Source organism: Vreelandella sp. 2A-K22, from assembly GCF_054065485.1.
In genome coordinates, this window is the sequence record NZ_JBSUGC010000002.1 from 392,890 (window position 1) to 411,506 (window position 18,617).

At 56.3% G+C, this 18,617-nt stretch carries 15 protein-coding genes; 12 read left to right on the plus strand and 3 right to left on the minus strand.

Features of this window, described 5'->3' with window-relative positions; genetic code table 11:
• Nucleotides 1-29: 29 nt before the first annotated feature.
• Together ACW17M_RS04195 and ACW17M_RS04200 are read right to left on the minus strand one after the other, a co-directional pair.
• Nucleotides 30-512, minus strand: a complete 483-nt coding sequence (locus tag ACW17M_RS04195) for a hypothetical protein (protein ID WP_457546974.1) — start codon at nt 510-512, stop codon at nt 30-32.
• 341 nt (nt 513-853) lie between these two features.
• Complete coding sequence (locus tag ACW17M_RS04200) at nt 854-1,054, minus strand: hypothetical protein (protein WP_457546975.1); 201 nt, start codon at nt 1,052-1,054, stop codon at nt 854-856.
• Between the two features lie 140 nt (nt 1,055-1,194).
• On the opposite strand from ACW17M_RS04200, the gene lepA reads away from it, so the two are divergent.
• The 7 genes from lepA to acpS all read left to right on the plus strand — a co-directional run bounded on the left by lepA (nt 1,195) and on the right by acpS (nt 7,477).
• Nucleotides 1,195-3,009 (plus strand): translation elongation factor 4, encoded by a 1,815-nt coding sequence (lepA, locus tag ACW17M_RS04205; RefSeq protein ID WP_457546976.1) that lies wholly within the window; start codon nt 1,195-1,197, stop codon nt 3,007-3,009.
• A gap of 15 nt (nt 3,010-3,024) precedes the next feature.
• On the plus strand, nt 3,025-3,828 hold the full coding sequence (gene lepB / locus ACW17M_RS04210; protein WP_009286440.1) for a signal peptidase I: 804 nt from the start codon (nt 3,025-3,027) through the stop codon (nt 3,826-3,828).
• Nucleotides 3,829-3,895: 67 nt separating this feature from the next.
• The gene (gene rnc / locus ACW17M_RS04215; protein WP_009286441.1) at nt 3,896-4,588 is read left to right on the plus strand and encodes a ribonuclease III; all 693 of its coding nucleotides are present in this window, start codon (nt 3,896-3,898) and stop codon (nt 4,586-4,588) included.
• Nucleotides 4,585-5,484, plus strand: a complete 900-nt coding sequence (gene era / locus ACW17M_RS04220) for a GTPase Era (protein WP_009286442.1) — start codon at nt 4,585-4,587, stop codon at nt 5,482-5,484. Before rnc ends, era begins: the two co-directional genes overlap by 4 nt.
• An 8-nt stretch (nt 5,485-5,492) precedes the next feature.
• A complete protein-coding gene (gene recO / locus ACW17M_RS04225) occupies nt 5,493-6,188 on the plus strand; it encodes a DNA repair protein RecO (RefSeq protein ID WP_161463431.1) in 696 nt (231 codons plus the stop codon).
• Between the two features lie 53 nt (nt 6,189-6,241).
• Entirely contained in the window at nt 6,242-7,066 is an 825-nt protein-coding gene (gene pdxJ, locus ACW17M_RS04230) for a pyridoxine 5'-phosphate synthase (RefSeq protein ID WP_027959132.1), read from the plus strand.
• Between the two features lie 33 nt (nt 7,067-7,099).
• On the plus strand, nt 7,100-7,477 hold the full coding sequence (gene acpS / locus ACW17M_RS04235; protein WP_027959133.1) for a holo-ACP synthase: 378 nt from the start codon (nt 7,100-7,102) through the stop codon (nt 7,475-7,477).
• An 83-nt stretch (nt 7,478-7,560) separates the two neighbouring features.
• On the opposite strand, the gene ACW17M_RS04240 is transcribed toward acpS, so the two are convergent.
• Entirely contained in the window at nt 7,561-10,293 is a 2,733-nt protein-coding gene (locus ACW17M_RS04240; protein WP_457546977.1) for a response regulator, read from the minus strand.
• A 91-nt stretch (nt 10,294-10,384) separates the two neighbouring features.
• Here ACW17M_RS04240 and cysM point away from each other — a divergent pair, with 91 nt between their 5' ends.
• The 5 genes from cysM to ppc all read left to right on the plus strand — a co-directional run bounded on the left by cysM (nt 10,385) and on the right by ppc (nt 18,569).
• Nucleotides 10,385-11,293 carry a cysteine synthase CysM gene (gene cysM / locus ACW17M_RS04245; protein ID WP_009286444.1) on the plus strand — a complete coding sequence of 303 codons (909 nt, stop codon included), beginning with the start codon at nt 10,385-10,387 and terminating at the stop codon, nt 11,291-11,293.
• A gap of 2 nt (nt 11,294-11,295) precedes the next feature.
• The gene (locus ACW17M_RS04250) at nt 11,296-12,693 is read left to right on the plus strand and encodes a TRAM domain-containing protein (RefSeq protein ID WP_457546978.1); all 1,398 of its coding nucleotides are present in this window, start codon (nt 11,296-11,298) and stop codon (nt 12,691-12,693) included.
• 73 nt (nt 12,694-12,766) lie between these two features.
• The gene (gene relA, locus ACW17M_RS04255) at nt 12,767-15,043 is read left to right on the plus strand and encodes a GTP diphosphokinase (RefSeq protein ID WP_027959135.1); all 2,277 of its coding nucleotides are present in this window, start codon (nt 12,767-12,769) and stop codon (nt 15,041-15,043) included.
• Nucleotides 15,043-15,882 (plus strand): nucleoside triphosphate pyrophosphohydrolase, encoded by an 840-nt coding sequence (gene mazG / locus ACW17M_RS04260; protein ID WP_027959136.1) that lies wholly within the window; start codon nt 15,043-15,045, stop codon nt 15,880-15,882. Before relA ends, mazG begins: the two co-directional genes overlap by 1 nt.
• A 38-nt stretch (nt 15,883-15,920) precedes the next feature.
• Nucleotides 15,921-18,569 carry a phosphoenolpyruvate carboxylase gene (ppc, locus tag ACW17M_RS04265; protein WP_027959137.1) on the plus strand — a complete coding sequence of 883 codons (2,649 nt, stop codon included), beginning with the start codon at nt 15,921-15,923 and terminating at the stop codon, nt 18,567-18,569.
• Nucleotides 18,570-18,617 lie beyond the last annotated feature (48 nt).

An 18,617-nucleotide genomic window follows, 5' to 3' on the forward strand; every position in this document is an offset into this window, starting at 1 on the left:
TGAATTGCGGCGGACAGCGAGGGCCTAGCTTAATCGCTTAAACGACCCCGACCATTGGCTATAAACCATCTGGCTTCATCGTATTCTTCATAAACATTAAAGCTAATAGAGCCGCTTGATAAGGGGGCTATATTGGCGTCCACTTCATAATAATGCGAAACAGGCTCATCGCTGTCTGCTGTTTCAGGATCCATAACCGCAACTGTTAGATTGCTTATAGTAAGTGCTGATCCATTGTAAATTCTTGCAGAAAAAGAGCCGTTCACGAATCCCGCCTTGCCATCTATAACGTCAAAGTCGGATTGGGAGAGTTGAATAAAGGCAGGTTGTGTGGAAAATCGATCCTGACATGCCTGAGTGCCAAAAGCGGGAGATGCAGAAGAGGACTTAACGACGCTTATAATACAGGCTTCCTCTGACAGCCACGGTGTTACAACGCTTAGCGCATATCCACTACCTGCAATAAAAAGACCCAAAGAAGCTATCGCTGCTGAAGCTGTTATGAAGCGCATTGTTTCCCCTTTTATTATTTCCGCTGATTTAATACATCCAATTAATACGGGCGGCTAATCATAGCTCAAGCCTTCTCACAGTCCTGCCCATCTCCGCGCCTTGAACGCGCGCCCTGCGCCAAACCCCTTCCAGAATCATATCAGTGCGACGCAACAAAAACAGGGTAGTGCCTGGCGTTTGCACGTCACCACTGTTCAGTCCATTGACCTGACACCTATCACTATATAGATAGCCTCGATACAAAACGTGATACTCGATCACACAGCTACCAGGGAAGCCTTTGCGAAGATTTTTCCAGCCGCGGCGCTCAAGCGCTTCCCGCCATAGCGTTGCGCGGTATCTACTTGCGTCGGTTTCTTCGCTCATCGGCCATGTCGTCCAGGCGTTCGATAAACTCAGGTTTCGGTACCGTTACGCCGGACAGCTCCTCAAGGCGCAAGGCAGCCTCACGGCAAACGCGGTGGCTTGGCCGATCACGTAAGTGGGTGATCAATTCTTCATCTGTTAACTTGCGGCGAAAGTATTCAGCGGGGGCTTCCATTGAGGGCTCCTTGCATTTTCCAATGAACATAGCACCTAATCCTCGCTAACGGTACAATGCCCTCAAATACCTACTGAACGCGCCAGGGCAATTTATTTAACGGTACATGGCTGCGTACATACCCCGGATATAATTTTTACATGACAGCAGAAAAAACTAGCAAAATTAGCCGCATACGCAATTTCTCTATTATCGCCCACATCGACCACGGTAAATCGACGCTCTCTGATCGTTTGATTCAGACCTGCGAAGGATTAACCGAGCGTGAGCTAAAAGAGCAAGTGCTCGACTCCATGGATATCGAGCGCGAGAGAGGCATCACGATTAAGGCGCAGTCGGTTACGCTGGATTACACCGCCGCCGATGGCCAGGTTTACCAGCTGAACTTTATCGATACGCCTGGGCATGTTGACTTCTCTTATGAAGTGTCGCGTTCGCTCTACGCTTGTGAAGGGGCGTTGCTGGTTGTCGATGCCGCACAAGGGGTAGAGGCGCAATCGGTGGCCAACTGTTATACCGCTATCGAACAGGGACTAGAAGTTCTGCCGGTACTCAACAAAATCGATTTGCCTCAGGCGGATTGCGACAAGGTTTCCCAGGAGATTGAAGAGATTATCGGCCTGGATGCCACCGACGCCTGCCAGGTCTCGGCCAAAAGTGGCTTGGGCATTGATGCCTTGCTAGAGCGCTTGGTGCGCGATATTCCGCCGCCCAAGGGCGACCCGGAAGCGCCGCTGCAAGCGCTCATTATCGACTCTTGGTTTGATAACTACCTTGGTGTAGTTTCGTTGGTTCGTCTGTTTGATGGCACGCTGCGCAAAGGCGATAAGATCCGTATTAAATCGACGGGCCGCGATTGGGGCACCACTGAGGTGGGGATTTTCACCCCGCAGCGTAAGCAGACCGGGATTCTGCGTGCCGGGGAAGTCGGCTTTATTGTCGCGGGTATCAAAGAAATCCACGGCGCACCGGTGGGCGATACCATTACCCACACCAAGACGCCAGATGTCGCGCGTCTGCCTGGCTTCCAAAAAGTAAAACCGCAGGTGTATGCCGGTATGTTCCCGGTCAGTGCGGATGATTATGAAGACTTTCGTGATGCGCTAGAGAAGCTGGCGCTTAACGATGCCTCGCTTGCCTATGAACCGGAAAATTCTGATGCCCTTGGCTTTGGCTTCCGGGTGGGGTTTCTGGGCACGCTGCACATGGAGATCGTCCAGGAGCGTCTGGAGCGTGAGTATAATATCGATCTGCTCACTACCGCTCCCACGGTTGTCTATGAACTAGCGATGAAAAATGGCGACGTCACCTACGTCTCCAACCCCTCAAAGCTTCCCGATATGGCTGACGTGGATGAAATGCGTGAGCCAGTGGTGCGCGCCAGCATTCTGGTTCCCCAGGAGTATGTGGGTAACGTGATCACCGAGTGTGAGCAGCGCCGAGGCACGCAACTGGATATGCAGTTTCTGGGTAACCAAATCCAGTTGGCCTATGAATTGCCCATGTCCGAAGTGGTTATGGACTTCTTTGACCGCCTGAAGTCGATCTCCAAGGGGTACGCTTCGCTAGAGTACAACTTCGAGCGTTTTGAAATGGCCAAGTTGGTGCGTCTTGACGTACTTATTAATGGCGACAAAGTTGACGCTCTAGCGGTGATTATCCACCGTGATCACGCCCACCATCGTGGTCGTTTGTTAGTGGAAAAAATGAAAGAGCTGATTCCACGGCAGATGTTTGATGTGGCGATTCAGGCGGCTATTGGTGGTCAAGTGGTGGCACGTTCCACCGTGAAAGCGCTGCGCAAAAACGTGACGGCCAAGTGTTACGGCGGCGATGTCAGCCGTAAGAAGAAACTGCTCGAGAAACAGAAAGCGGGTAAGAAACGCATGAAACAGGTGGGGCGTGTGGAAATTCCCCAGGATGCCTTCCTTGCTGTGCTCAAGGTTAACGACTAGGAAAGAACACCACTCATGGATTTTTCATTACTGCTGGTACTTGCCGTTGCGCTTTCGGGCGTTATTTACCTGTTGGACGTGTGGCTATTAAAGCCCAAGCGCCGCCAACGCTTCGCCGCCGCAGAGGCCAATACCCAGGAAGGGCTGGATCCAGTTACCAGCGAAAAGCTACTTAAAGAGCCGTGGCCGGTTGACTACGCCCGTTCATTTTTCCCGGTGCTGCTGGTGGTGCTGGTGGTGCGTAGTTTTATCATTGAGCCTTTTCAGATCCCCTCTGGCTCAATGCGGCCTACGCTTGAAGTGGGCGACTTTATTCTGGTCAACAAATTTGCCTACGGCTTACGCTTACCGGTAGTCAACACCCGCTTTCTCGAAGTCGATGATCCTGAGCGTGGCGATGTGATGGTGTTTCGTTTCCCCGACGAGCCCTCGGTGAACTTCATCAAGCGGGTGGTCGGTATGCCAGGGGATCATATCCGCTATGAGGGAAAGCAGCTTTACGTTAACGGCGAACCGGTGGCCAAAGAGCTGATCGAGGATGGGCCCGATGGTTCGCCCCAGCAGCTATTGTTAGAAGAGCGCCTTGGCGACACCGAGCACTTTATTTATAACAACCCGCGAGACCCTGGCCCGCAAATGCGTGAAGTGGAGGTTCCTGAAGGGCACTATTTCATGATGGGGGACAACCGTGACCACTCCAACGACAGCCGCTATTGGGGCTTCGTGCCGGAAGAGAACATTGTGGGCCGCGCCTTTGCGGTGTGGATGCACTGGGATGGCGGGTTGCCAAGTTTTACCAGCGTGCGGCGCATTGAATGAAGACGCTGCGTGTGCTGAATTTAGTCAGTTATGTCACTTTAGTTAACGTCAATGACGTAGGAGAGCTGTGAGTAATTCCTTGAACGCTTTTTGCCGACGAATCGGTCATACCTTTGGCGACGATACGCTACTGGAATTGGCCTTGACCCACCGCAGCTTCGGTGGTCGTAACAATGAGCGCCTGGAGTTTCTAGGTGACTCCATCGTCAACTTTGTCATCGCCGAGGCGCTGTTTCAGCGCTTTCCTCAGGCCCGTGAAGGACAGCTTTCGCGCCTGCGCGCGCGACTGGTGAAAGGACAAACCCTGGCGGAACTGGCCCGTGAAATGGAGTTCGGTGAATGCTTGCGGCTAGGTTCCGGCGAGATGAAAAGCGGCGGACATCGTCGTGAATCGATCTTGGCGGATGCGGTCGAAGCCATTATTGGCGCTATCTATCTGGATGCTGGGATGGATGTGGTGCGCAACCGGGTGTTGGACTGGTACGCGGAAAGGCTGGGTAATATCTCTTTACAAGATACCCAAAAAGATCCCAAAACACGGTTGCAGGAGTTTTTGCAGTCGCGTCAAGCCGCGTTGCCGCGCTATGAAGTTGTCTGCGTAAAGGGCGAGGCGCATGCCCAGACCTTTACCGTGGAGTGCTACATTGACCTGTTGGCTGAGCATACCACTGGTAAAGGCCCAAGCCGCCGCCATGCTGAACAGCAGGCGGCAGAAGAAGCGCTGTCGTACCTCGAAAAAAGCCCTGGAGATAAATCATGAGCCAAACCTGCGGATTCGTTGCCATCGTCGGCCGACCCAACGTGGGCAAATCGACCCTCATGAACCGTATTCTGGGGCAGAAAATATCGATTACCTCACGGCGACCACAAACCACGCGCCACCAGGTCATGGGTATTAAAACGGTTGATGAGACGCAGTTCATCTATGTTGATACGCCGGGCATGCACATCATGTCCAAGGATCGTAATAAAGCGATCAACCGCTTTATGAACCAGGCGGCTACCCAGGCCCTGCGTGATGTGGACTGCGTAGTATTTATTATCGACCGCACCCGCTGGACGGAAGAAGACCAGGCGGTGTTGAAGCGCCTGGAGCACGTAAAAGCGCCGGTGATTTTGGCGGTTAATAAAGTCGATCGTCTGGGCGAAAAGGGCGATTTGCTGCCTTGGCTGGCGGATGTCGGTGCTCGCCGCGACTTCGCCGCTATCGTGCCGATTTCAGCCAAGCATGGCACTCAGGTCGATACTCTGGAAGAGGAAGTGGCCAAACACCTGCCTGAAAGTGTCCACTTCTTCCCTGAAGACCAGATTACCGATAAAAGCCTGCGCTTTATGGCCGCTGAGCTGGTGCGTGAAAAAGTGATGCGCCAGCTGGGCGATGAGCTGCCTTACCAGATGACCGTTGAAATTGAAGAGTTCCGCGAGACAGAGCGTGTAACGCATATCAGCGCGCTTATTCTCGTTGAGCGCCAAGGCCAAAAAGTCATTTTAATTGGTGAAAACGGCGATCGTCTCAAGAGCATTGGTCGTGAAGCGCGCCTGGATATGGAGCGCGCCCTGGGTACCAAAGTGATGCTCAATTTATGGGTGAAAGTAAAACGCGGCTGGTCGGATGACGAGCGCGCCTTGAAAAGCTTGGGTTACGACCTCGATTGAAGGTAGCGATGTCGCCAGAGCCGGCTTTTTTGCTCCACCGTCGGCCTTATCGTGAAACCAGTGCGCTGGTGGATCTATTAACGCTTGATCACGGCAGAGTGCGTGCTGTGGCCCATGGTGGGCAAAGGCCCGGTTCTAAATCGCGCCAACGCCTGCAGCCGTTTACGCCACTGTTCGTGACCTGGCAGGGCAGCCGCGATTTAAAGCGGCTAACGTTGATGGAGTCTCGCGGCCAGACGGCGCTGTTGGCCGGGGAGGGGTTGCTGTGCGGGCTTTACGCCAATGAGATCGCCACCCGGCTGCTGCCGTTAGAACTGCCGGCGCCTGACGTTTTCGCGTTTTATACCGCGCTACTAGAAGCACTGCCAGCGCCAGCGGAGCGCGCATTAGCGCTGCGCCGCTATGAGTGGGCGCTGCTAGAGGCGCTCGAGGCCACGCCGCAGTTTGCGACACCAGAAGGTAGCGTTTTGGATCCTCAGCTCCGCTACCGTTTTGACACCGCCAGCCGGGCATTCATACCTGCTGAGCGTGGCCTCGACGGCAGAACGTTACGTTACATTGAGCAGGGTGATTGGCAACATGAAGGCCTTGCCAATGCATTAAAGGTAGTAATGCGAGCGGCGCTGGCACCCCATCTTGGCACCACCGTTTTGCGTTCGCGAGAACTGATGCTCGATTTAGCTCGGCGTCGTCATCGTCCCTGATTTTTGAATTTCCTGTTCACATACTCTTACCTTATTGTTGCGCTGGAGGAACTATGCACCCCCCACGGATACTGTTAGGCGTCAATATTGATCACATTGCGACACTTCGCCAAGCCCGAGGTACTCGCTACCCTGACCCCGTGCAGGCGGCACTAGTTGCGGAAGAGGCGGGTGCCGATGGCATTACGGTGCATTTGCGTGAAGACCGGCGTCATATTCAGCCCCGCGATGTACGCATTCTGGCCGAAATGCTTAATACGCGCATGAACCTGGAAATGGCTGTTACTGAAGAGATGCTGGCGCTGGCCGAAGAAGTGCGCCCCGCCCATGTCTGTTTAGTGCCTGAGAAGCGCGAAGAGCTGACCACCGAAGGCGGTCTTGACGTTGTCGGCGGCTTTGATGCCATTGCCAGCGCTTGCCAACGGCTAAGTGCGGCGGGTTGCGATGTATCCCTGTTTATCGACCCTGACGTGGAGCAGATTGAGGCTGCTCAGCGCGCCGGTGCACCGACGATTGAACTGCACACGGGCGCTTACGCAGAAGCGCGTCCCGGCAGCGATGCAGCGAATGCAGAGTATCATCGCTTAACGACTGCAGCGACTCACGCTATCTCGCTGGGTTTAGTGGTCAATGCCGGTCACGGCTTGCATTACCATAACGTTGAAGCGATTGCGGCTCTGCCGGGCGTTAACGAGCTCAATATCGGCCATGCCATTATTGCCCGTGCGCTGTTTGTGGGCCTCAAAGAGGCCGTTCAGGAGATGAAACGCTTGATCATCGCTGGCCAAGAGGCGGGCTTAATGGCGGCTCTCGATGCTCACGATCATGAGCATGAAAACCACTCTGAGCATGTTCATAATGGCTGCTGCGGGCACTGATCAGAGGTTGTCTATTCAGAGGTTTTTAAGGCGATGATTGTGGGAATTGGCTCGGATATTGCCCGTGTGGAGCGTTTTACACGGGCCATGAAACGGCACGGGCCACGCTTTGCTGAGCGGATTTTAGGCCCCGATGAGCAGGCGCTTTGGCTACACAAAGCCCAACCTGCGGCGTTTCTGGCTAAGCGTTTTGCTGCCAAAGAGGCATTTGTAAAAGCGCTGGGTTTAGGCCTGCGCCAAGGACTGCAGTGGGGGGACATTCAGGTGTTGAACGATGCCTTGGGTAAGCCCTATTTCCTGCTTAATGGCGAAGCCGAGCGGCTATTGCAAGCGGCGGGTGTCACCGCTAGCCACGTTACCCTGAGCGATGAAGCCGAGTATGCGGTAGCTTTTGTGGTGTTAGAGCGTTAACAGCTCGCCGCCAGATCAGCCAATGCTGGGGTCATGTCATTTATTCCAAGCATCTAATGGGCAACGCCTTGAAGCCTGTTCAATCAATGCCTAACCAACTGCGGGCGCAGTGCTCGCAGCCGGGCCATTGCCCGGTAAAGGTCTTCCAATAGCCCCTCAACATGGTCTAAGCCGCTGGTGCGTAGACGAGTTTCCAGGGTCTCTACCAGTAAGGCCAACTCGGGCGCACCGCAGTAGCGGCTAGCGCCATTGAGACCATGCACCCAATCGAGCAGCGTGGGCAAATGCTGTTGACCAAAAGCGGCGCGCATATGCTGTTCACTCTCATCCAAGCTGTCGATCAGACGTTTTAGCTGCTCTCGTGCCAGATGCTCCTTACCCCCCGCTAAACGTGCGCCAATCTCCAGATCAATGATGGGTAGCGTGGCCGGTGCCGCATGGCTAACCCGTGTCCTCTGGGTGGCGTTAATGTCGTGCTGTGGATAGGGCGGCTCTGCAATGCTGGCGGTCAGCCGATGAGTCACCCCCAAAAAGCGGTTGAGCAACTGTGCTAGCTGTGTTTCGTCAATGGGTTTTACCAGCACGTCATCCAGACCTTCCGCGAGCCACTGCTGGCGTTCATTGCTGAGCACGTGGGCGGTAACGGCAATAATGGGGCAGCGGGCCCAGGTACTACTCAACCGGCGCAATGCTTGGGTGGTTTGTACGCCATCCATCCCCGGCATACGAATATCCATTAACACCATGTCGACGTTACTGGCACGGGCGAATTCTAGTGCTTGGTGGCCGCTTTCTACCGTAGAGACATGGAGGGCAGGGTCTTCAAGTAGGTTTTTGAGCAGCTCACGATTGGGTGCATTGTCATCGACAATCAGCAGTTTGAGTGGCTGAGACGCTGCTGGTAACGCGGGGAGCTCCTGTTCGCTCCTATTCGGCACGTGCGTAGATAGCAGTAGCTGCTTGAGCGTCGTTACCAACTGCGCGCGGGAAAAAGGTTTGTAGAGTGTCTCGCCGCCATGGGTTAAGTGCAGTGGCGGCAGGTCAAAACTATTGCCATTGGCTAAAATCAATGTGGGGCAGGGTGTTTGATCAATCACCGCTTGCCAGTGAGCGTGCCATTCGGGGCTAAAGTCGCTGTGTTCAAGTCCCAATATCAGCAATTTCGCTGGCTCCGAGACATCAAAGGCGATGGGTTGTGCTTCCCAGCGCTCTAGCAAGTGCTCCAGTACATGGCGGGTTGGAGCATGAGTTTCATATAGGCGAATGGTCGGATTGGCCAAGCTAATTTCTGGAGGTCGCTCGGCCGCTTTATGAGCCAGCATAGGCAGCGTAAAGAAGAAAGTGGTTCCTTTGCCCAGCGAGCTTTCCACGCCAATCTCGCCGCCCATGCGTTCAATCAACTGGCGGCAGATAGTAAGCCCAAGGCCGCTGCCACCAAATTGCCGTGAGTGGCTTGGTTCTGCTTGGGAAAAGGCGCTGAAGAGGGCCTCCTGGTGGGCATCGCTGAGGCCAATGCCCGTGTCACTGACGCTCAGATTAAGCACCACATGCTGGCCTTCTAAATTATCCAACATGACACGCACGATCACCTCGCCGTGCTGGGTGAATTTAAGCGCATTGCCTATCAAGTTATTCAATACCTGATGAATACGCAGCGGATCACCGGTTAGCGGGGTAGGCACATCGTCATATACCATGGCTACCAAGTGCAGTTGCTTGCGCTGGGCTTCAGGGGCGTGTAGCCCGACCACTTCGTCGACCAGTGCGACAATGTCGATATCTGTCTCTTCCAGGGTGAGGCGATTCGCTTCAAGTTTGGAGAAGTCGAGCACGTCGTTAACCAGCATAAGCAGGTTGTCGCAAGCGCGGTGTACGTGCTGCAGCCACTCCCGCTGGCGCGTATCCAGTGATGAGCGTCCCAGTAACCGGCAAAAACCGATAATCCCGTTTAGTGGTGTGCGGATCTCATGGCTCATATTGGCCAGAAATTCAGACTTCACGGCATTAGCCCGCAGCGCGCTGCGGTGGGCCAAATCGAGCTTGATATTCTGCTCTTCAATGGTTTCCATGGACTCTTGCAGCTCGCTGGTGGCCTGCTCGATTTGCGTTTGCATATCCCGCTGGGCTTGCTGAAAGTGCTCGGCTAGGGCGTTAATATAGCTACTCAGGTGATGGAGTTCTGTGGCATTAGAGGGCGCCAGATGTAGCCGATAGTCGCCGCGGGATAGCCGATAAAGGGCTTGGTTGGCTTCTTCCAGCGGGCGGGTGGTATAGCGACTGATCGCAAAAGCGACTAAAAACAGCAGCAGGCCAAGCAGCATGCCACCCAAGCTAAGGCTGGCAATCAACTTATAGCGACCAAGGGTTAGCGTACGGGTATCCATCTCGATATCTAGCCAGCCAACGCGGCTGTCCCCAGCTTGGCTGACACTTGTTTGAGGAGGGTTCAGTGGCAAGCGCAGTCGCCATGCATCCTGCTGCTTAATCAATTGCTGATCATCTGGGGCGTTTAGCGGTGGTAGGTTGGATTGCCCGAGTAATAATAGACGGTCGCCCTGGGCATCAAATAGCGCAACCGCTCGCAGTCCTTTCATGGCAAGGAGTTGACGCGACAGGGTTTCCAGACGTTGCTCATCACCCGTTGCGACCGCAGCAGCAAGGTTCGGGGCGAGCAGCTCGCCGACGCTTTCTAACCGCGTTTGGTGTGCCTCGCGAGCTTGCGTATCACTCTGTATAACCAGCAGTACGGCCATCATGGCGTACACCAGGAGCGGGAAACCGAGTAACGCAAACAGCAGTCGGGTATTCAAAGACATGAAAAGAAGCTCGCTGATTCAATGAGGTTGCCTGTCCAGCCTAAGGCAGCACCGATATAATGCAGCATAACGGTGACGATAAGGAACATTCATGAACGATCTTAAGGGCTATCCCACAATAGAAGATGTGGTTGGCAACACGCCCCTGGTACGCCTTAAGCGCATTAGCGCGGGGCGTAACAATACCCTGTTGGCCAAGCTTGAAGGCAATAATCCCGCTGGGTCGGTTAAAGACCGCCCCGCGCTCTCAATGATCAATGAAGCAGAAGCCCGAGGTGATATAGCCCCCGGTGATACGCTGATTGAGGCGACCTCAGGTAATACCGGTATTGCGCTAGCCATGGCGGCCGCGATTAAGGGCTACCAGATGGTGCTGGTTATGCCGGAAAACGCCTCGGAAGAGCGTAAGCAGGCAATGGCGGCCTATGGCGCTAAATTAATTTCCGCCAGCAAAGCGGGCGGTATGGAAGAGGCTCGGGATATTGCGGATGGCATGATCGCCAGGGGCGAAGGCAAGCCGCTAAACCAGTTCGCCAACACTGATAACCCGCTGGCCCACTATCGTACCACCGGTCCCGAAGTATGGGAGCAAACCGGGGGCGAGGTGACGCATTTCGTCAGCTCGATGGGCACCACGGGCACCATTATGGGGGTGTCGCGCTATTTGAAAGAGCAAAACCCGGCTATTCAGATTGTCGGTTTGCAGCCCGCCGATGGCGCCAGTATTCCCGGCATTCGTCGCTGGCCACAAGCGTACCTGCCGGCTATTTTTGAAGCGCCGCGGGTGGATGTCACCCTTGATATTGGCCAACAAGAGGCCGAAGAGCATATGCGCCGTCTGGCCCGTGAAGAGGGCATTCTGGCCGGGGTCTCATCGGGGGGCAGCTTAGCCGGCGCGCTACGTATCGCGGAGCAAACCGAAAATGCGGTGATTGTGTTTATCGTCTGCGACCGTGGTGATCGTTATCTCTCCACTGGCCTATTTGCCCCAGGAGTATAACCATGGCCATGTTGGGAAAACGGCGGCCGCCCAGGCCCGCTTCAGGTCATTCTGGGCTAGCGCGTTCGCCGGGCGGCAAGGCTCCGTATACCGCTGTAGAGGACGCATCGCCGCTGGTCATTGAGCGTTTGGCTCATGATGGGCGTGGCGTGGCCCATTCAGCCAACGGCAAAACCGTGTTTGTTGATCAGGCGCTGCCAGGTGAAAAAGTGGACGTGGCAATTCATACCACCCGCAAACGTTTTGACGAAGCGCATATCAAATCGCTGCTGACCACCTCCGAGCTGCGCGTCAAGCCGCCTTGTCCGCATTTTGGCCACTGTGGCGGTTGTGATCTGCAGCACCTAAGTGTCGACGCCCAGCGTGACCATAAACGAGAAGTAGTGCGCGATCTGTTTTCTCGCCAGGGTATAACGCTAAGTGAGATCGGCTCGATTCAAGGCAGCGATCAGGGCTATCGGCGCCGCGCACGGCTGGGGGTCAAAGTCGACAGCCAAGGCACTACGCGCCTGGGCTTTCGTGCCGCCCATAGCCATCGCCTGGTGGATATTGAACGCTGCCCGGTGTTGGTCGATCCCTTACAGCGCCTATTAACACCTCTGCGTGAGCTGCTGGGTACGTTAGAGGCGCCGCGCCAGGTAGGGCACATCGAATTATTGGCGACCGCGACCGCGCAGGTGGTGTTGGTTCGTCAGTTAAAAGAGCACGCCGGGGACGCCGAACGCTGGCAAGCCTTTGCGCAGCAGCAGGGAGTGGCGCTGGGCACTTGGTTGGGGCGTGAAACACCCACACTGCACTGGCATGGCGCAGCGCCGGCGCTTGAAGAGTCGCTAACCATTACTGGCCAACCACCGCTTAGCTTAAGTTTTGCACCGGGCGATTTTTTACAGGTCAACGCCCCGGTTAACCAGCAAATGGTCGCCCAGATCATCCAGTGGTTAGCGCCTAAGCCAGGGCAAAAATTACTCGATCTGTTCGCTGGTATCGGTAATTTCAGCCTCCCCATAGCGGCAGCGGGTGCTGAGGTCTATGCGGTGGAAGGTAACCCCGCCATGGTGGCGCGCATTGCGATTAACGCTAAGCGCAACCAACTGATGGTCAGCGGTCAGCAGGCTGATTTAAACAGCGCTGCCAGCGTTAAGGAGCTGTTGACCGTTCATGGCGGTAGCGATGCGCTTGTGCTCGATCCGCCGCGAAGCGGCGCCGAAGTTATTTGTCAGGCGCTGGCGCATCACCCGGTGCCCAGGGTGGTCTATATTTCCTGTGATCCGGCGACGCTTGCTCGGGATGCGGCACATCTTGTGCATGCGGGTTACCGGGTCAAGCAAGTAGCAGTGGCGGATATGTTCCTTCACACTGCGCATATGGAAACGCTGATGCTGTTCGAATACGGGGACTAGACGTTTCCCCATCGCATCAAGCCACGGTGGCGGTCGTGCAGAGACCGTCTCCCTGAAAGGATGAGTAATTGTCATGGTGAAAGTGCGTGAAGACCAGCCGCTAACCGCGGGCGGAAAGGTGGATATACAGCAGTGGTTAACGCGCCTGCAGGAGGATGTGCGCCTACCTGAGCCTGAGCGTCTAGTCGGCGCCTGTGAACTCGCCGAACAACTGGAGCTTGAAGCCCCGCGCACCCATCGCGTATGGCTATCGCCAGGCTCTAGTTTTCGCATGGGCCTGGAAATGGCCGATATCCTTGGTGAGTTAAAGCTAGACCAAGCCACGCTTGAGGCCGCCGTTCTCTACCGTGCAGTGCGGGAAGGGCTGCTGAGCCTTGAGTCCGTGACAAAACGCTTTGGCGAAGAAGTGGCCAGTCTGATTGATGGCGTGCTGCAAATGGCCGCTATTAGCTACCCGTTGGCGCCTGACCATGGCATGGGCCAACACAATCAGCAGGAAAACCTGCGTAAGATGCTGGTCAATATGGTCGGTGATGTGCGCGTGGCACTCATTAAGATTGCCGAACGCACCTGCGCACTACGCCAGGTAAAAGACGCTCCCCGGGAAAAAAGTTTACTGGTGGCTCGTGAAGTCGCCGATATTTATGCGCCGCTGGCCCACCGCCTGGGCATCGGTCAGCTTAAGTGGGAACTGGAAGATCTATCGTTTCGCTACCTGCACGAAGATGAGTACAAGGCGATTGCCAAGCTGTTGGCGGAGAAACGCCTTGACCGCGACCGCTATATTCACGATGTGGTCGAAACCATCAAAGGCTTGATGGAAGCTCAGCACATCCACCGCTACGACGTGGATGGGCGAGCTAAGCATATCTACTCGATCTGGCGCAAAATGAAGCGTAAGCGGATCGATTTTTCGCAAGTTCATGACGTGCGTGCGGTGCGTATTCTGGTGCCGGAAGTGGCGGACTGCTACACCGTGCTGGGGATTATTCACTCGCGCTGGCACCACGTGCCCAACGAGTTTGACGACTATATCGCCAACCCCAAAAAGAACGGCTATCAGTCGCTGCATACCGCCGTGATGGGGCCGGAAAACAAGGTGCTCGAAATCCAGATTCGCACCTTCGCCATGCACGACGAAGCGGAGCTGGGCGTTTGCGCCCACTGGCGTTACAAAGGCCACGATACCAACGCCAAAAGCCGTAGCTACGAAGAGAAAATTGCCTGGCTGCGTCAGGTACTGGAGTGGCAGGACGAGGTGGGCGGCTTTGGCGATTTGCGCGAAGGGCTCTCCAGCGATGTGGCCCCTGACCGCATTTACGTTTTCACTCCCGACGGTCACGTGATTGACCTGCCGCGGATTGCCACACCGATCGATTTCGCCTACCGGGTGCATACCGAAATTGGCCACCGCTGCCGAGGCGCCAAGATTAATGGGCGCATTGTGCCGCTCACCTACAAGTTAAAAACCGGCCAGCAGATAGAAATTCTTACCGCCACTAAAGGTGGCCCAAGCCGCGACTGGCTAAACCCCAGTTTGGGCTATGTGCGCACTTCCCGGGCGCGGGCCAAAATTCAGGCGTGGTTCAAACATCAGGCACGGGATCAAAACCTGGACGAGGGGCGCGTGCTGTTTGACCGTGAAATGCGCCGCCTGGATGTGGAAGGTCTCGATCTGCCCAAGCTGGCCAAGGCGGTCAACTACCAAAACGCCGAGGACATGTACGCGGCCATCGGCGCTGGTGACCTGCGTATCGGTCAGGTGCTGCACCAGGCTCAGCAACTGTTTGGTGAAACCGACGACCAAGAGCAGCTCGATCGCCTGCTCGCCAAACCTAAGCGCCAATCCAGCAAAGCCACCAAAAGCGATATCACGGTGCTCGGCGTCGGCAATCTGAAAACCAGTATGGCCAACTGCTGCCGCCCGGTGCCCGGCGAGCCGATTATCGGCTTTATTACCCAGGGGCGCGGCGTCACCGTTCACCGCCAGGACTGTAGTAATATTCTGCAATTGCGCCTGGACGAACCCCAGCGCATTATCGAAGTGGAGTGGGGCGAACGCGCCCAGACCCGCTACCCGGTGACCATCGAGATTCAGGCCTGGGATCGCTCCGGGCTGCTGCGCGATGTCACGGGCCTGCTCGGTAATGAAAAAGTCAACGTGCTTGCCGTGAACACGCTAACGGACACCGATGAAGGCATTGCCCGGCTGCGTATTACCCTGGAAGTCGATGGCCTTGAATCCCTGGGGCGGTTGTTCTCGCGCATTCAGCAGTTACCCAACGTTACCGAAGTGCGCCGTTTGCGCAACGCCGACCCGGAACAACAAATTCGCAAGGGAGGGGCATAATGCGCCATGGTATCGATGATCTGCTGACCCTGATGCAGGTGCTGCGCGACCGGGAACAGGGCTGCCCCTGGGATCTCCAGCAGGATTGGGACAGCATTGTGCCCCATACCCTGGAAGAGGCCTACGAGGTCGCCGATGCCATCGAGCGACGCGCTTTTGACGAACTGCCCGGCGAGCTGGGCGATCTGCTCTTTCAAGTGGTCTACTACGCTCAATTTGGCGCGGAAGAGCAGCGCTTCGACTTTGCTGATATCGTCGATACGCTGACCGCCAAAATGCTGCGCCGCCATCCGCACGTGTTTCCGGATGGCACGCTGGCCTCCCGCCGCCCGCCAGGAGTGAGTGCCGAAGAGGTGCAAACTCAGCAGGTCAACAGCCGCTGGGAGTCATTGAAGGCCGAGGAGCGTGCCGAGAGAGCTGTTGAGCGGCCCTCTGTGCTAGACGATGTGCCGCGCACGCTGCCCGCCCTTAGCCGCGCTGCCAAGCTGTCCAAGCGCGCCGCGCGAGTAGGCTTCGATTGGCCTGATGCGCGCGGCGTGGTGGCTAAAATTCGTGAAGAGCTGGCGGAAGTAGAAGAGGCGCTCGCCGCCGGTGATCAACAGCACGCCCAGGAAGAAGTCGGCGATTTGCTGTTTGCAGTGACCAATCTTGCCCGCACGCTGAATGCCGATCCAGAGCAGTGCCTGCGCGCTACCAATGCCAAGTTCGAGCGCCGCTTTCGTTTTGTCGAGCGCGAGCTTAGCGCTGCCCAGCGGCCATTAATAGAGGCTTCCCTAGACGAAATGGAAGCCCACTGGCAGGCAGCCAAAGCAGAAGAAAAACAATCTACCCATTCCTGATCTAATAATGACGCGACCCCTGCAAGGAGGCCATGCCAATGAGTCACGACCTACACGAATCTCTGCGCGATAACGTGCGTATTCTGGGCGACAGCCTGGGGCGAACCATTGCCGACGATTTGGGCCAAGCATTTGTCGATAAAATTGAAACCATTCGCGCCCATGCCAAACGCGGGCGGCAAGGCGACTCGCTGCAGCAGCGCGAACTGATCGAGTACCTGCGTGAGCTTCCCGAGCAGGATCTGCTGCCGGTCACCCGGGCGTTTAACCAGTTCTTAAACCTCGCGAACATTGCCGAACAGCACTATCGGGCGCGCTTTCGCCGGGTCGAGGACTACAAGCCCGGCTCCCAGCCGGTACTGGGGGAACTGTTTGCGCGTGCCGAGCAGGCGGGCAACTCACCGCGTAAACTGGTCGAGACCCTCGCCAATATGCGCGTTGAGCTGGTGCTAACCGCGCACCCCACCGAAGTTATCCGCCGCACCTTGATCCAAAAATATGATGCCATCGATGAGTGCTTAACCGCTATTGAGAGCTCCGAGGATTACCCGGAGCGTGGCACCCGCGCTCAGGGGCGCCTGGAAGAGCTGATTAGCCAGGCGTGGCACACCGATGAGATCCGCCACGAGCGGCCCACCCCGGTGGACGAAGCCAAGTGGGGCTTTGCGGTGATTGAAAATTCGCTGTGGCAGGCGGTACCAGATTTCCATAGAGATTTGGATAACCTGCTGCTGGATACCGCCGGTGAACGCCTGCCCCTGGACGCCGCACCGATACGCTACGCCTCCTGGATGGGCGGCGACCGCGACGGCAACCCCAACGTGACCGCCCGAGTGACCCGTGAAGTGTTGCTGCTTGGCCGCTGGATGGCCGCCGACCTCTATTTGCGCGATCTTGAACAGCTCAAAACCGAACTCTCCATGTGGAAGGCCAATAGCGCGCTCAAAGCCGAGGCGGGTGATGTAGCAGAGCCTTATCGCGAAGTGTTGAAACGTCTACTGGCTAAGGTGGAGTCGACCCGGGATTGGGCCAAGGCCGAACTGGAAGGGCGCAACTACGACGGCGGGCCGATTATTGAAACCCGCGATCAGCTCTACTCACCGCTGCTCGCCTGCTACCGTTCGTTGTGTGATGTGGGCCTCGACACCATCGCTAACGGCGCGCTGCTGGATACGCTGCGCCGAGTAGCGGTGTTTGGCGTTACGCTGACCAAGCTTGACCTACGTCAGGAAGCCAGTCGCCATGCCCAGGTCATTGAAGAGCTAACAAGCTCCCTTGGCCTGGGTCACTACCAGGAGTGGGACGAAGCCAAACGTCAGGAATTTCTGCTTGAGGAGCTGGCCTCACGTCGCCCGCTGATTCCGCGCCGCTGGGAGTGCTCCGCCGAGTCCCGCGAAGTGCTGGATACCTTCAAAGTTATCGCCCAGGAGCACTCCGAAGCGCTGGGAACTTACATCATTTCCATGGCCGCTGAACCCTCGGACGTGCTCACCGTAGCACTGCTGATGAAAGAGGTCGGGGGGCAGGTAACGCTACCTATTGCACCGCTGTTTGAAACCCTTAACGACCTGGATCACGCAGGCGATGTGGTGGATCAACTGCTGGCGATACCGGGCTACCGTTCGCTGATCGATGACCGTCAGGAGGTCATGATCGGCTACTCCGACTCGGCAAAAGATGCCGGCCAGCTGGCCGCTGCCTGGGCGCAGTACCGTGCTCAAGAGTCGCTGGTGAATGTGTGTAACCGGCACGGCGTCGATTTAACCCTGTTCCACGGCCGTGGCGGCACCGTTGGTCGTGGTGGCGGCCCGGCCCATGCGGCGATACTCTCCCAACCTCCAGGCTCGGTAAACGGCAGTCTGCGGGTGACTGAGCAGGGCGAGATGATTCGCTTCAAGTTTGGTCAACCTGATATTGCCCTGCGCTCCATGGAGATCTATGCCTGTGCAGTGCTGGAAGCCACGCTGTTGCCACCGCGTGCACCGGAACCGCACTGGCGTGAAGAGATGGATCAGCTCGCCAAGGTAGCGCATGGTGCCTATGTGGGCGTCGTGCGTGAAGACCCAGACTTCGTGCCCTATTTCCGCGCGGTCACACCGGAAGGCGCCTTGGGTAGGCTGCCGTTGGGCTCACGCCCCACCAAGCGGCGTCAGGATGGTGGGGTCGAAACCCTGCGCGCCATTCCATGGATTTTCGCCTGGACACAGATTCGCCTGATGCTACCCGCGTGGCTGGGCAGCGGCGAAGCCTTTGCGCGGCGCTTAGAGCAGCCCGGTGGGCGCGATGTGCTACAGGAGATGCGCAACGAGTGGCCTTTCTTTGGCACCTATCTGGACATGCTGGAGATGCTGCTGGCCAAAGCCGATGTCGCCATTGCCGCTTACTACGAGCATCGCTTGGTCGACGAGCCCTCACTGAAGGCGTTGGGTAAAAAGTTACGCCAGCGCTTCGCGTCGTTGGAAGAAGCAGTGCTGGATATTCTTCAGCAAGAGAAGCTATTGGAAAACACGCCGCTGATTCGCCAGGCGATCGATGTTCGCAACCCCTACATCGATCCGCTGCACGGTTTGCAGGCGGAGTTGCTGCAGCGTAATCGCGACGCCGATGGGGCGATCAGCGCCGATCTTTCCCGGGCGTTGATGGTCACTATGGCGGGCATAGCGGCAGGTCTGCGCAACACCGGCTAGGCTGTTTTAACACGATTTTTTACCGTGATTTTTAACCGTAACGTTTTA

Bases quoted from the DNA above. Each gene is read 5' to 3' on its own strand.
- ppc (WP_027959137.1), top strand. From the start codon at position 15,921: ATGAGTCACGACCTACACGAATCTCTGCGCGATAACGTGCGTATTCTG.
- ACW17M_RS04195 (WP_457546974.1), bottom strand. From the start codon at position 512: ATGCGCTTCATAACAGCTTCAGCAGCGATAGCTTCTTTGGGTCTTTTT.
- cysM (WP_009286444.1), top strand. From the start codon at position 10,385: ATGAACGATCTTAAGGGCTATCCCACAATAGAAGATGTGGTTGGCAAC.
- lepB (WP_009286440.1), top strand. From the start codon at position 3,025: ATGGATTTTTCATTACTGCTGGTACTTGCCGTTGCGCTTTCGGGCGTT.
- acpS (WP_027959133.1), top strand. From the start codon at position 7,100: ATGATTGTGGGAATTGGCTCGGATATTGCCCGTGTGGAGCGTTTTACA.
- recO (WP_161463431.1), top strand. From the start codon at position 5,493: ATGTCGCCAGAGCCGGCTTTTTTGCTCCACCGTCGGCCTTATCGTGAA.
- ACW17M_RS04250 (WP_457546978.1), top strand. From the start codon at position 11,296: ATGGCCATGTTGGGAAAACGGCGGCCGCCCAGGCCCGCTTCAGGTCAT.
- era (WP_009286442.1), top strand. From the start codon at position 4,585: ATGAGCCAAACCTGCGGATTCGTTGCCATCGTCGGCCGACCCAACGTG.
- pdxJ (WP_027959132.1), top strand. From the start codon at position 6,242: ATGCACCCCCCACGGATACTGTTAGGCGTCAATATTGATCACATTGCG.
- lepA (WP_457546976.1), top strand. From the start codon at position 1,195: ATGACAGCAGAAAAAACTAGCAAAATTAGCCGCATACGCAATTTCTCT.
- ACW17M_RS04200 (WP_457546975.1), bottom strand. From the start codon at position 1,054: ATGGAAGCCCCCGCTGAATACTTTCGCCGCAAGTTAACAGATGAAGAA.
- mazG (WP_027959136.1), top strand. From the start codon at position 15,043: ATGCGCCATGGTATCGATGATCTGCTGACCCTGATGCAGGTGCTGCGC.
- ACW17M_RS04240 (WP_457546977.1), bottom strand. From the start codon at position 10,293: ATGTCTTTGAATACCCGACTGCTGTTTGCGTTACTCGGTTTCCCGCTC.
- relA (WP_027959135.1), top strand. From the start codon at position 12,767: ATGGTGAAAGTGCGTGAAGACCAGCCGCTAACCGCGGGCGGAAAGGTG.